Genomic DNA, 12125 nt, shown 5'->3' on the forward strand with positions numbered 1-12125 from the left:
CGTACCTCTGGTATTACCGACTGGCGAACGGGTAACGCGCGACCAGCCCCGGGATGACGCGCTCAGCACGCCGACTGAGCCCGTCGAACTGCGAAACCTCAATGCCCGCAGTGCCTTTGGTCTGCGCGCGCCGCCAGGTCGCGACAGCCTGCCCGCCGTCGATCAGCGTCGCCTTGAACATGCCGTTGCCGCCAGGAACGACCCGCCCGGAATGCTCGCGATCGAGGGTCGGGGTGCGGTCGGCATACCCGAGCAGGATCTCGTCGAAGGCTGGTGTCAGCACCGGCCGCAAGGTCGCGCCCCGGTGTTCGTCCCATGCGCCGAGCGTCTCCGGCGCCAGGAAGTATGACGTGTCGCCCGCCACTACTTCGGCCAGCCCGGCACGCACGGTGTCCCACACCGGGGCCAGGTCGCGGCGCAGCAGACCGGACCACCAATGAAAGTCGGCAAGCGTCGCCGGACCGTGCGAGCGGAAGTAGCGAGTCGCCCAATTTGCAACATTGGCAACCCGATCCACTGGGTTCGAGCACCTGATCCATTCGTCGAAAAGCACGAACTGCTGGTGCCGGCCACTGATCGGACCCAGCACGAGCTCCGTCCGAAGGCACAACGTCTCCAGCAGATGCACGCCGCGCTGGCCGGCAGTTGCGATGCCCTCGGCATTCCACGCCTCGAACACCTGCGCACGCGTCGCGCCCCGGCCCCCGCGCAATGTCTGCGTGACAACGGAGAGTGCGTGATCGACGTCCGCGCCGGTGATCTCCAGTTGCTCGCGCCGCCGCCGCGCGGTGCGCAGCGTCGAATCCGCAGTGAGCGCAAGCATCCAGCGCAGGTCCGCGGCATCGACCAGGTGCAACGTCCCGCGCATCGGCCACGAACGCACGATCGCGCCGTCACCGATCGCTGCGTCGACCGCTTCGACCGCCGCACCCGCCCGCAGCGCGACCGCGGACCGTGCCGACCGGAAGTCTTGTGCCTGCAGGCAGGTCAGCCACCGCACGACTTCGTGCGGCGTCCCCGCCGTGACGGGAGCCAGGCGCTGCGCGAGCAGCCGCATCCGGGAGATCTGCCTGCGGGCGTCGGAGCCGCGCAGGACGATGCGTTCGGTCATGACCGCACGCTAGCGACCTCAGCGGTCGGCAACGGTCCGCGATTCAGGCGCGACCCGCTTCGATCAGGAAATCCTTCGCGCGCAGGCGAGCGACGAGCACCTCGCCGAGCGCCGTCGCCGGTGTGAGCACCCCACCGGACAGGCCGTCCGGCAGCGGGCAGTCGTCGCGGGAGACAGCCAGGCACAACGCGCTCTCCCCGAGCATGACAGCCGTCGCGGCATACCCCGGATCTCCTTGGGCCGCAACCGTGCTCCGGTATGACGCACCGGTGCTGGTCGTCGTGCACAGCGTCGCGCGGAAGTGACCGCTCTGCTGCGTCTGCTCGCTCGGACCCTCACCGGGTGAGGGCAGGACCCGCCGCACCACCGGGCGCAGGAACGGCAGCGCCATGGCGCCGAAACCGGCAGCGAGCGCGCCCGCGACGGCGTATGCCGCGAGCCGTCCCCGCCAGCCAGATCCGGCGCGCTGCACTTCGCGGTAGCGGAACGACCGGCCGTAGGCGTGCCCGAGCAATGCGTTGCTGCGGCGGACGATGCGAGTGTTGTAGGTCGCCATCACGAACGGCGCCGTCCACGCGCCGATCTCGGGGGAGTAGCGCACGGCGGCGCTGTCCCGCCACTCGCCGCTCGGCTCGGCACCTCGATCGGGGCTGAGAGCGAACTTGTCGCCCGCGAGCTTGCGCTTGGCGGAGTCGCCCCGCACCTCGTCGAGCTGGTTCATCGCCGACGCGATCGTGCCGCCGCTGACACCGCCCTTCATCGCCATGTAGAGGGTGGTGTCGCCGAGTTCACCCGCCTCGTCACGCTCGACCGCCCGCGACAGCACCAGTGCACCGAGATCCGATGGGACAGAGTCGAATCCGCAGGAGTGGACGATGCGGGCGCCGGTGCGCTCCGCCTCGGCAGCGAATCGGTCGATCGACTCGCGGACGAAGAGCACCTCGCCGGTGAGGTCCACGTAGTCGGTGCCCGCCGTCGCGCACGCACCGACCAGCGGCAACCCGTAGCGCGCGTAGGGACCGACCGTGCTGATGACGACCTTCGAGCTCTCAGCCAGCGCGCGCAGGGATGCCTCGTCGGAGGAATCGGCCACGACGATCGGCCAGTCCCGGGCCGCGGCGGGCAGCCCGTCGCGGACCGCCTCGACCCTCGACGTGCTGCGGCCGGCGAGGGCGATATGCACCCCGTCCGGTGCGTGGCGCGCCAGGTGCGCGGCCGTCAGCTTCCCGACGAAACCCGTCGCGCCATACAGGACGATGTCGTGCTGTCGCTGAAGCACCTTGCCGACTGTCGATGACATGGTCCGACCTTAGATCGTCGGGGCGCAGCGGCGGTATGTCCTCAGGCGAGCGGCAGTCCGGGGGAGTCCGGAGCGAATCGCCTTGAGTGCGACCGCAAGTCGTTCGCCTGCGACGGCGAAGGCCTCCTCGGCGGATCGCGCGGACCAGCCCCAGGCCGTCACCGTGCCGGCACGCGCGCTCTGCCAGAACTTCGGTGGCTGTTCCATGCCGGGGAGCCTACGGCAGCGCCCGCACCCTCACCCCCATCGCGAATGACGGCTCCCTCACCGAGCGACGGCGAAATTGCACCGTCGCTCGGCGAGGAAGCCGTCACTCACCGATGTCAGAGCAGCGACCACGCCTCGGTCAGCACGGAGCGCAGTGTCTGCTCGATCAGATCGAACTCGGTCTGCCCGATGATCAGCGGCGGGGACAGCTGCACCACGGGGTCGCCGCGGTCGTCGGCGCGGCAGTAAAGGCCTGCGTCATACAGCGCCTTGGACAGGAAGCCACGCAGGATCCGCTCGGCCTCGTCGTCGTCGAAGGTCTCGCGGGTGTCCTTGTCCTTGACGAGCTCGATGCCGTAGAAGAACCCGTCACCGCGGACGTCGCCGACGATCGGCAGGTCGTGCAGCTTTTCCAGCGTGCTGCGGAACTTGGGGGCGTTCTCGTGCACGTGCTGCACGAGGCCCTCCTTCTCGAAGATGTCCAGGTTGGCCATCGCGACCGCCGCCGACACCGGGTGCCCGCCGAAGGTGTAACCGTGCGGGAAGCTCGTGGTGCCGTGCCGGAACGGCTCGAACAGCCGGTCGCTGGCGATCATCGCGCCGATCGGGGAGTAGCCCGACGTCATACCCTTCGCGCAGGTGATGATGTCCGGGGTGTAGCCGAAGTCGTTGCAGGCGAAGATCTCACCGATGCGGCCGAAGGCGCAGATGGTCTCGTCGGAGACCAGCAGGACGTCATACTCGTCGCAGATCTCGCGGACCCGCTCGAAGTAACCGGGCGGCGGCGGGAAGCAGCCACCGGCGTTCTGCACCGGCTCCAGGAAGACGGCGGCCACGGTGTCCGGACCCTCGAACTCGATCGCCTCGGCGATCCGGTCGGCGGCCCAGCGCCCGAAAGCCTTGGGGTCGTCGCGGAATTCGGGCTGTGCGCGGTAGATGTTGGTGTTGGGCACCTTGAACGCACCGGGCACCAGCGGCTCGAACATCTCCTTGAGCGGCGGCAGCCCGGTGATCGACAGCGCACCCTGCGGAGTGCCGTGGTAGGCGACCGCGCGGCTGATCACCTTGTGCTTGCCCGGCTTCCCGGTCAGCTTGAAGTAGTGCTTGGCCAGCTTCCACGCCGACTCGACCGCCTCGCCGCCGCCGGTGGTGAAGAAGACCCGGTTGAGGTCGCCCGGTGCGTAGGACGCGAGGCGCTCGGCGAGGTCGATCGCCGGCCGGTGTGCGTAGGACCAGATCGGGAAGAACGCCAGTTCCTTGGCCTGGGCGGCTGCAGCCTCGGCGAGTTCGGCGCGGCCGTGCCCGACCTGTACGGTGAACAGGCCGGCCAGGCCGTCGAGGTACTTGCGGCCCTCGGTGTCCCAGATGTAGGCGCCCTCGCCCTTGACGATGGTCGGTATGGCGGCGCCGAGGCCGCCCTGCTCGACCGGCTCGTAGACCGACTGGCGGGTGAAGTGACCCCAGAGGTGGTCGCGCGCCGCCTCGGCACGCGGCGTGCCGGCGGGCGTGAGATCGGTGGAATTGGTTGTGGGAGTTGTCATCTCGTACCCCAGTCGTATCGTTGTTTGGCAAGTTTCAGGTAGACGAAGGTCTCGGTCTCGCTGACCCCGTCGATGGTGCGGATCTGCTTTGTGAGCAGCTCGAGCAGGTGCTCGTCGTCGACGCAGACGACCTCAACCAGCAGGTCGAAGCGCCCTGCGGTCAGCACGACATACGCAACCTCCGGCAGCTTGCTGAGCGCTTCCTGCACCGGCACGAGGTCGCCGCGGACACTCACGCCGATCATGGCCTGGCGGTCGAAGCCCACCTGCGCGGGGTCGGTGACCGCGACGATCTGCAGCACCTCAGACTCGACCAGGCGCTGCACCCGCTGACGCACCGCAGCCTCGGACAGGCCGATGTCGCGAGCAATCGCGGAGTAGGCAGCACGGCCGTCGGTCTGCAGCCGTGCGATGATCGCCTTGGAGACTTCGTCGAGCGTGGCGGAGGTCACGCTGCGATTTGTCTCGGCCATGGCCGCATTTTGCCACGTATTTCGTAGCGAATCAAGCAATCAGTCGCGGAATCCATTGCCTGGTCGCGTGTTGACTATGATTTACCCATGGCGTTGAGTGCATTCGATCTGTATTCCGTCGGCATCGGTCCGTCGTCCTCGCACACCGTCGGCCCGATGCGGGCCGCGAAGACCTTCGCCGACGGGCTGGTCGAGTCCGGCCGGTTGTCGGACGTATGCCGCGTGCGGTCCCAGCTCTTCGGTTCCCTCGGCGCGACCGGCCACGGACACGGGTCCGACAAGGCCGTCGTGCTGGGTCTCGAAGGCGAAGTGCCCGAGACCGTCGACACGGCCACCACGGACGCGCGGGTCGCGACAGCGCGCGAGCGCCATACCTTGCGGCTGGGCGGCACCCGCACGATCGGCTGGGACCCGGACGAGGACCTGGTCATGCACCGGCGCAAGTCCCTGCCGGCCCACCCCAACGGCATGCAGTTCGACGCGTATGACGCCTCGGGCGAGCTGGTCGCCACGCACGTCTACTACTCCGTCGGCGGTGGTTTCGTGGTCGACGAAGCCGCGACCGGCGCGGACCGGGTCGTGCTGGACGACACCACGGTCGAGTTTCCGTTCTCGACCGGCGCGCAGTTGCTCGAAATCTGTGCGCGAGAAGGGCTTTCGGTTGCCGAGGTGATGCTGCGCAACGAGCTCGCCTGGCGCACCGAGGACGAGGTGCGCGCCGGGATGCTGCACCTGTGGTCGGTCATGCAGGATTGCGTGCGGGCCGGCATCGCGCACGAGGGAGTGCTGCCCGGCGGCCTGCGCGTGCCACGGCGCGCGCCGCAGCTGCACCGCGAACTGACCAAGGGCTCGCTGCGCGAGGACCCGCTGCGCGTCATGGACTGGGTCAACCTCTACGCGCTCGCGGTCAACGAGGAGAACGCGTCCGGTGGCCGCATCGTGACCGCGCCGACCAATGGCGCGGCCGGGATCATCCCGGCGGTGCTGCACTACTACGTGAACTTCGCGGACGGCGCGAACGACGACGGGGTGGTTCGGTTCCTGCTCGCGGCGGCGGCGATCGGCATCCTCTTCAAGGAGAATGCATCGATCTCCGGTGCTGAGGTCGGCTGCCAGGGCGAGGTCGGCTCGGCCTGCGCGATGGCCGCTGGGGGACTGGCCGAGGTGATGGGCGGTACGCCCGCGCGGGTGGAGAATGCCGCCGAGATCGGCATCGAACACAACCTCGGGCTCACCTGCGACCCGGTGGGTGGGCTGGTGCAGATCCCGTGCATCGAGCGCAACGCGATCGCGAGTGTGAAGGCGATCAACGCCGCGCGCCTCGCGGTGAACGGCAGCGGCATACACACCGTGAGCCTGGACAAGGCGATCAAGACGATGCGCGACACCGGCCGCGACATGTCGGTGAAGTACAAGGAGACCGCGCGCGGCGGCCTTGCCGTCAATGTGATCGAGTGCTGACGATTTCGCCGACCGGGGTACTTATCCATCGACCGGGGTAGATATCCGCGCGGATCCGCTCGCTGGATGTACCCCGCTCGGCGGTTTCTACCCCGCTCGGCGCTCAGGCGAGCACGCCGCCGAGGGCGATGCCGGCGAAGGCGGCGAGCAGTGAGACGAGCGCCGTGGCGACGGCATACCGGGCGCCGACGGCCTTGCCGGTGGTCAGCCAGAGCCGGACGGTCTCGACCGATGCCGTGCTGAAGGTCGTGAAGCCGCCGCAGAGGCCGGTGCCCAAGGTGTCCTTCGCGGTCGGGGACAGCCACCCCGCGTGGTGCGTGAACGCGCCGGTCAGTGCGCCGAGGACGAACGACCCGAGCACGTTGATGATGAACGTGCCGACCGGGAACGAGCCGCGTGCCCGCCGGCGCACCTCGGCGTCGAGCACGAATCGGCTCACCGCCCCGGCGCCACCGAATAGCGCAATCAGCAGTGTTGTCATGCGGTTTCACCGACGCGCACGAGCGACTTCGCAGTGCGTATGCCGAGCCACGCGCCGAGCGCGCCGATCGCGAGGGAGCCCACGACATACGAAATGGCAAGTGCCCAGGGCAGTTTCGTCGTTTCGACCATGAAGGTGCTGTATGTCGTGAAGCCCCCCAGCACCCCGGTGCCGATGCCGAGGCGCGCCAGCCGGCGGTAACCGGTGTCCATGCCCGAGCGGACCAGTCCTTCGAGCAGGAAACCGAGCACAAAGGCGCCGACCACGTTGATGGCGAACGTCGTCCACGGCCAGGAGTCCTTCGGGACGGTGAAGGCGTCCTCCAGCAGCGAACGGATGGCCGTGCCGATCGCGCCGCCGACGAAGACGGTCCCGAGCAGGGCCGGGTCCCGGTGAGCGTGCACGATCGAGCCGCGCCGCCGTGGCAGCGTCACTGCCACGGCAGACCCGCCGACCAGTCGACGACCTCAAGCGGCACGGTGATGACCGGGCGGTGCTGGTGATGACACAGACGGATGGTCACCGACCCGTTCAAGAACTCGCGTACGTGATGCTTACCGAGGCGAGTGCCGATGACGAATCCGGCGGCGTCGACGGCCCGCGCGAGATGGGTGAGTGCGCGGTCGGGGCGGCCGGCCAGGTAGTGGAAGTGCCAGGGCACCTCGGAGTCGCCGACGGCCTTGGTCAGCTCCGCAATGATCGTCTCGGAGGTGCTGCGCCACTGCTCGTCCGCGTCGTCCGGGTCGATCGGGGCGTGCCGCACCGAGCCGTCCGGGAATTCCTCGACGACGTAACGGCTTTGGTCGGCATACCCGAAGTGGATGCCGGGTGCGCCGACCGCGCGTGCCAGGTTGAGCGCGGTGAGCGCGACGAGCGGCGGCTGCCCCGGCATGACGCCGACCACGATCGGGTGGGCGTGGAAATCCACCAGGCGGTCGGGACTCGGCTGCGGTGGCTGCGAAGCGGGCATCGTGGGGTCCTCCGGCTGGATCGCGGGCAGCATGCCCACCCGTCGATCACGACGTGGTAGGAGCCATCAGCATTCTTGCGGTTCGAGCGCGTGCTCGGGCGGGATCCATCGCCCGGGCCAACTGTAAGGGACGGCTTCGGCTACCGCGCGGTAGGGCGGCACCACCGCGTGGCCGGCCGACCCGGCGTAGCGTGGCCGCATGCGCATCGAACACGTCGGCTTCGACCCGGATTTCGTCGACTACCAGGCGGCCTGGGACCTGCAACGCCAGGTTCATGCCCGGGTCGTCGCCGGCGAGCAGGAGGACACGACGCTGCTGCTGGAGCACGAGCGGGTCTACACGGCGGGCAAGCGCACTGAGCCGCACGAGCGGCCGTTCGACGGCACCCCGGTCATCGACGTCGACCGTGGCGGCAAGATCACCTGGCACGGCCCGGGTCAGCTCACCGGCTACCCGATCGTGCACCTGGCGCAACCGGTCGACGTCGTCGGCCACGTGCGCCGGCTGGAGCAGCTGATGATCGAGGTGTGCGCCGACCTGGGCCTGCAGACACAGCGGGTCGAGGGACGCAGCGGGGTCTGGCTCCCGGCGGAGGACGGCAGGCCGGAGCGCAAGCTCGGCCAGATCGGCATCCGGGTCAGCCGTGACGTCACGATGCACGGCTTCGCGCTCAACTGCGACTGCGACCTGTCCTGGGCGCAGGTCATCGTGCCGTGCGGCATCGCGGACGCCGGGGTCACCTCGCTCACCGAGGAGCTCGGCCGGGACGTGACTGTGGCGGAGGTCGTCCCCTACATCGAGAAGCGCCTGCCCTTCATCGTCGGGGCCTGAACCAACCGGATCGCGGTGTCGGGCGTCTGCCAGGGAGCCGACATACCGAAAGCGGCAGAATGTTCACAGCCGACTCCTAGGACGCTGTAATCTCGACGCTGGCCGGTCTGTCGACGGAACGGTCCACGACACTGGAGACATGGTGACAACCACGGACGACGCCGTCACATCGCCCGCAGGCGTACGACGCATGCTCGCGCAGGCGACCGGCACCGACGCCGATGACTGGTTCCTCGTGTTTCGCGCGCGCTACGCGATGCGGGTCGTCTTCCAGGCCATCGCCGACGTGCGTGGCCCCGGGGCAGTCACGACGCAGCTGCTGACGTGTGTCACGGCGGTGAGCCCGATCACCGCGACACCATTGCGGCCGGTGTATGGCGAAGTCGCTGACGCCTCGCTGGCGCTCGACCCGGACACGCTGCACCTTGACGCGGCCACTCGTGCCGTGGTGCTGCAGCACACGTTCGGCATCATCGACCCGCAGCGTTCGGCCGCAGTGCGGCATGCCGCAGACTCGGCGGGCGCGCTGCTCGTGGAGGATTCGGCGCACTGCGCGACGCGGATGGCGAAGGACGACGCCGGCCGGCCACTCGCCGACGTGTCGGTGCACTCCTTCGGTGCCGAAAAGCTGCTGGCGACTCGGTTCGGGGGCGCCATCTGGATCAACCCCGATCTTGCCGACGGCGCACTGCAGCACCGGCTGCGGACCGAGCTGGGCAGCCTCCCGCACCTCGGCGTGCAGGTCTCAGCGCGGTCCCGGGCCTACCGCAGCGAGGTGCGGGTGCTCAACCGCCTTCCCGGCGCCGTCGCGGCACCGGCCCGTCATGCACTCACCCGGCTGGGCCTCTTCGAGCCGCTCGTCGCCGACGCCGAGACCCGTGGTGGGCTGCCGTATGACGCGACGCGTCCGGCCGGCTGGATGATGACCGCGGTGGCGGAGCAGCTCGGCCGGCTGGAGAGAGTGCAGACCCGCCGGGCGGCGGCCACTGCGGCATACCTGCGCGAACTGCCCGACACGGTGCAGGTCCCGGCGAGCATCACCGACACCAGCCCGCTGGTGCGGTTTCCCTTCTTCGCCGGCTCGACGCAGGAGGCGGAGCGCCTCATCGCCATACTCACGGCGGCCGGGGTGTATGCCGGCAGGTGGTATCGCCCCGCGCTGTTCCCCGGGGTGCCGGACCCGGCCGCGTTCGGCTTCGTGCCGGGGGAGACGACCCCGCGCACGCAGGAACTCATCGCGCGGATCGTCAACCTCCCGACCACCGTCGACCCGGCTGAGGCCTCGCGCGCGGCCGGCATCGTGCGATCGGAGCTGCGATGAACTTCGGGAACGACGACTTCGTCCCGGTCATCATCGGATCGGGTCTGAACGCCTACAACATCGCGCGGTCGCTGCATGAGTCGTTCGCGGTGAATTCCCTTGCCGTCGGCCGGTTTCCGCTCCGGGAGACCGCGCATTCGAAGATCTTGCAGGTCCGCACGGTGCGCGATCTCGACGAACCGGCAGGCGTGGTGCGCACCCTGGCCGAGGTGGCCGCGGAGTTCCCCGATCGCCGGCTGCTGCTCTTCCCGACGATCGAGTTCTACACCGGGGTCGTGCTGGAGCACCGCGACGAACTCGACGACCGCTACGTCGTACCGCTGCTGAGCAAGCAGCTTGCTGACCGGCTGATGAACAAGACCGACTTCTACCGCACCTGCGAGGAACTCGGCGTGCCGCACCCGGCGACCCGGATCGTCTCGCCGGGCGACGACACCTCGGTCCTGGACGACCTGCCGTTCGGCTACCCGGCGATCCTCAAGCCGGCGGACACCGACACCTATCCGCGGCTGAGCTTCGAGGGCAAGCAGAAGGTCTACCTGGTGCAGGGGCGCGAGGAGATGTGGTCGATCGCGCAGCGGATCTTCGCCGCGGGCTACGACAGCGACCTGATCGTGCAGGAGTACCTCTCCGGCGACGAGTCGGTCATGCAGGTCGCCAACTCCTACTCCGATCACTCGGGCACCGCCCGGGTGATCTCGGCCGGGCAGGTCGTGCTGACCGAATACAACCCGAGCCTGATCGGCAACAACAACGCGATCCTGTCGATCAACGACGACGAACTCACCGCATCCGTCCGCCGGTTCCTGGACGGCGTCGGGTATGTCGGCCTGGCCAACTTCGACGTGATGGTCGACCGGCGCACCGGCGAGTCGAAGCTGCTGGAGGTGAACCTGCGGCCGGGGGCGACCGGCTACTACGCGATGGCCGGCGGACTGAATCTCATCGCCACAGCCGTTCGTGACCTGGTCTATGACCGGCGGGAAGAGTTCACCAGCGAGCAGCGCGAGCGGCTCTGGGTCAACGTCCCCTACCCGGTGGTGCTGCGGTATGCGCCCCGCTCGCTGCGGCACCGGGCGCGGGCTGCGGCGAAGCACGGGGTGGTCCACACCCTCGACTACCGGCCGGACCGCAGCCGCGAGCGGCGGCTGGACATCGCCCGGGTCGACGCCCGGCACACGATCGACTATCTGAAGTTCGCGGCGAAACGACCACACTGATATGGAGTGACCAACGAGGTGTTGGGGGGAAGAATGACAGGCTCAGATGCGGCGGTGGCGGCCCGTGGCGGGGCAGAACTCTCGGTTCGCCAGTGCACAGCGGCCGAGTTCGTCGACGTGGTGCACGCAGCGGGTCGGGTCATACCCGTCGAGCAGTCGCCGCAGTGGGCGAGGTATGACGACGTGCTGCCGGGGCGCGCGCACTGGCGGTTCCTGGTCGTCAGCGACGGGGACGCGCCGATGGCGGCGCTCAGCCTCAGCGCGCAGCGCAGCAGATTGCTGGACCAGTTGTGGGCGAAGCGGGGTCCGGTGTGGCTGGACGACGACCGCAGCGCTGCGCGAGAGCGTGCGTTGCGCGAGGCGCTCGCGGCATACATCCGCGCGGAGCGGCCGTCGGCAGGACTGCTGCGGCTGCACACCGAGCATGCCGGTAGCGATCTGGTGGAACCGCTGGTCGGCGTGAGTTGCGACCGGACCGTGCTGCTCGACCTCACCCAGTCCGAGGAAGACCTGCTGGCGGGGATGTCCCAGAACGGCCGCCGCAACATTCGCAAGGCGCTGAAGAACGATGGCCTGGTCTTTGCCGACGAGACCGCGATCGGCATCCGGCACTTCGAGACGGTGATGTACCCGATCTTCGAGGAGACCGCCCGGCGGGACGGATTCGTGCTGCGGCCGTGGCGGAGCTACTACGAGATGCTGCGCCGGCTCGGGCCGGACACCTGCCGGCTGTTCACCGTCCGCGACGAGGGGTCCGTGGTCGCCTGGACGCTCGTCACGGAGTATGACGGGCAGGCGGGCTACTACTTCGCCGCCTCGGCCGACACCGCGCGCGACACGTACGCCGTCTACCGGCTGGTCTGGGGTGTCTTGCAGACCTTGCAGGCCGAGGGAGCGGAGAGTTTCGACTTCTGCGGCGCCGGCTCCGACCGGGCGCCGAGCTTGCTGAGCCTGAACCGCTTCAAGCTCAACTTCGGCAGGCAGGCGCTCCTCGAAGTCCCGGGACCGTGGGACGTCGTGCTGCGGCCGAATGCCGTGCGCCTCTTCCACACGGCTCGCTCCACGCGGACGGCGCTGCGCCATACGGCGGCGCGGGCGCGCGCCCTGCGGGCCCGGCAGCCGATGGCGTCCGGCGAGAGGTTCGACTTCGTCGAGTAGGCCGCCCAGCGCTGTGGATAACTTCTGCGGGAGGTGGGCGTCTCGTGCGA

General features: G+C 69.0%; 13 protein-coding genes and 1 riboswitch. Of the genes, 5 read left to right on the forward strand and 8 right to left on the reverse strand.

All coding sequences use genetic code 11. The features are described from left to right. Positions 1–13: 13 nt before the first annotated feature. The 5 genes from EFY87_RS05125 to EFY87_RS05145 form a co-directional block, all read right to left on the reverse strand. Entirely contained in the window at positions 14–1111 is a 1098-nt protein-coding gene (locus tag EFY87_RS05125; RefSeq protein WP_123270388.1) for a winged helix DNA-binding domain-containing protein, read from the reverse strand. Positions 1112–1154: 43 nt separating this feature from the next. Then, positions 1155–2411 carry a saccharopine dehydrogenase family protein gene (locus EFY87_RS05130; RefSeq protein WP_123270389.1) on the reverse strand — a complete coding sequence of 419 codons (1257 nt, stop codon included), beginning with the start codon at positions 2409–2411 and terminating at the stop codon, positions 1155–1157. A gap of 9 nt (positions 2412–2420) precedes the next feature. Continuing rightward, a complete protein-coding gene (locus EFY87_RS05135) occupies positions 2421–2618 on the reverse strand; it encodes a hypothetical protein (RefSeq protein WP_123270390.1) in 198 nt (65 codons plus the stop codon). Between the two features lie 116 nt (positions 2619–2734). Next, positions 2735–4159: an aspartate aminotransferase family protein gene (locus tag EFY87_RS05140; protein WP_123270391.1), complete on the reverse strand. Its 1425-nt coding sequence runs from the start codon at positions 4157–4159 to the stop codon at positions 2735–2737. Further along, on the reverse strand, positions 4156–4632 hold the full coding sequence (locus EFY87_RS05145; RefSeq protein ID WP_123270392.1) for an Lrp/AsnC family transcriptional regulator: 477 nt from the start codon (positions 4630–4632) through the stop codon (positions 4156–4158). Before EFY87_RS05145 ends, EFY87_RS05140 begins: the two co-directional genes overlap by 4 nt. 87 nt (positions 4633–4719) lie before the next feature. On the opposite strand from EFY87_RS05145, the gene EFY87_RS05150 reads away from it, so the two are divergent. Further along, positions 4720–6093, forward strand: coding sequence for an L-serine ammonia-lyase (locus tag EFY87_RS05150; RefSeq protein ID WP_123270393.1), 1374 nt, complete (start codon positions 4720–4722; stop codon positions 6091–6093). Between the two features lie 103 nt (positions 6094–6196). Here EFY87_RS05150 and EFY87_RS05155 read toward each other — a convergent pair whose 3' ends face one another. Genes EFY87_RS05155 through EFY87_RS05165 form a run of 3 tightly spaced genes read right to left on the reverse strand, consistent with a single transcriptional unit; the run spans position 6197 to position 7544 of the window. Next, positions 6197–6574, reverse strand: a complete 378-nt coding sequence (locus EFY87_RS05155) for a fluoride efflux transporter FluC (RefSeq protein WP_123270394.1) — start codon at positions 6572–6574, stop codon at positions 6197–6199. Then, positions 6571–7008 carry a fluoride efflux transporter FluC gene (locus EFY87_RS05160; RefSeq protein WP_342769099.1) on the reverse strand — a complete coding sequence of 146 codons (438 nt, stop codon included), beginning with the start codon at positions 7006–7008 and terminating at the stop codon, positions 6571–6573. Before EFY87_RS05160 ends, EFY87_RS05155 begins: the two co-directional genes overlap by 4 nt. Beyond that, on the reverse strand, positions 7005–7544 hold the full coding sequence (locus EFY87_RS05165; RefSeq protein WP_181445442.1) for a universal stress protein: 540 nt from the start codon (positions 7542–7544) through the stop codon (positions 7005–7007). Before EFY87_RS05165 ends, EFY87_RS05160 begins: the two co-directional genes overlap by 4 nt. Positions 7545–7594: 50 nt before the next feature. After that, positions 7595–7666: riboswitch (Fluoride riboswitch) on the reverse strand. 77 nt (positions 7667–7743) lie between these two features. On the opposite strand from EFY87_RS05165, the gene lipB reads away from it, so the two are divergent. The 4 genes from lipB (at position 7744) to EFY87_RS05185 (ending at position 12075) form a co-directional block, all read left to right on the forward strand. Further along, positions 7744–8376 (forward strand): lipoyl(octanoyl) transferase LipB, encoded by a 633-nt coding sequence (lipB, locus tag EFY87_RS05170; RefSeq protein WP_123270395.1) that lies wholly within the window; start codon positions 7744–7746, stop codon positions 8374–8376. 139 nt (positions 8377–8515) lie between these two features. After that, positions 8516–9697: a DegT/DnrJ/EryC1/StrS family aminotransferase gene (locus tag EFY87_RS05175; RefSeq protein ID WP_123270396.1), complete on the forward strand. Its 1182-nt coding sequence runs from the start codon at positions 8516–8518 to the stop codon at positions 9695–9697. Beyond that, complete coding sequence (locus EFY87_RS05180; protein ID WP_123270397.1) at positions 9694–10917, forward strand: carboxylate--amine ligase; 1224 nt, start codon at positions 9694–9696, stop codon at positions 10915–10917. The genes EFY87_RS05175 and EFY87_RS05180 overlap by 4 nt, the downstream gene beginning before the upstream one ends. A 33-nt stretch (positions 10918–10950) precedes the next feature. After that, the gene (locus EFY87_RS05185) at positions 10951–12075 is read left to right on the forward strand and encodes a lipid II:glycine glycyltransferase FemX (RefSeq protein WP_123270398.1); all 1125 of its coding nucleotides are present in this window, start codon (positions 10951–10953) and stop codon (positions 12073–12075) included. The last annotated feature ends 50 nt before the right edge of the window (positions 12076–12125 follow it).

Source organism: Flexivirga caeni (assembly GCF_003724155.1).
GTDB lineage: Bacteria > Actinomycetota > Actinomycetes > Actinomycetales > Dermatophilaceae > Flexivirga > Flexivirga caeni.

Coding starts and splice junctions, on each gene's coding strand:
- EFY87_RS05125 (WP_123270388.1), bottom strand. CDS start 1,111: ATGACCGAACGCATCGTCCTGCGCGGCTCCGACGCCCGCAGGCAGATC.
- EFY87_RS05130 (WP_123270389.1), bottom strand. CDS start 2,411: ATGTCATCGACAGTCGGCAAGGTGCTTCAGCGACAGCACGACATCGTC.
- EFY87_RS05135 (WP_123270390.1), bottom strand. CDS start 2,618: ATGGAACAGCCACCGAAGTTCTGGCAGAGCGCGCGTGCCGGCACGGTG.
- EFY87_RS05140 (WP_123270391.1), bottom strand. CDS start 4,159: ATGACAACTCCCACAACCAATTCCACCGATCTCACGCCCGCCGGCACG.
- EFY87_RS05145 (WP_123270392.1), bottom strand. CDS start 4,632: ATGGCCGAGACAAATCGCAGCGTGACCTCCGCCACGCTCGACGAAGTC.
- EFY87_RS05150 (WP_123270393.1), top strand. CDS start 4,720: ATGGCGTTGAGTGCATTCGATCTGTATTCCGTCGGCATCGGTCCGTCG.
- EFY87_RS05155 (WP_123270394.1), bottom strand. CDS start 6,574: ATGACAACACTGCTGATTGCGCTATTCGGTGGCGCCGGGGCGGTGAGC.
- EFY87_RS05165 (WP_181445442.1), bottom strand. CDS start 7,544: ATGCCCGCTTCGCAGCCACCGCAGCCGAGTCCCGACCGCCTGGTGGAT.
- lipB (WP_123270395.1), top strand. CDS start 7,744: ATGCGCATCGAACACGTCGGCTTCGACCCGGATTTCGTCGACTACCAG.
- EFY87_RS05175 (WP_123270396.1), top strand. CDS start 8,516: ATGGTGACAACCACGGACGACGCCGTCACATCGCCCGCAGGCGTACGA.
- EFY87_RS05180 (WP_123270397.1), top strand. CDS start 9,694: ATGAACTTCGGGAACGACGACTTCGTCCCGGTCATCATCGGATCGGGT.
- EFY87_RS05185 (WP_123270398.1), top strand. CDS start 10,951: ATGACAGGCTCAGATGCGGCGGTGGCGGCCCGTGGCGGGGCAGAACTC.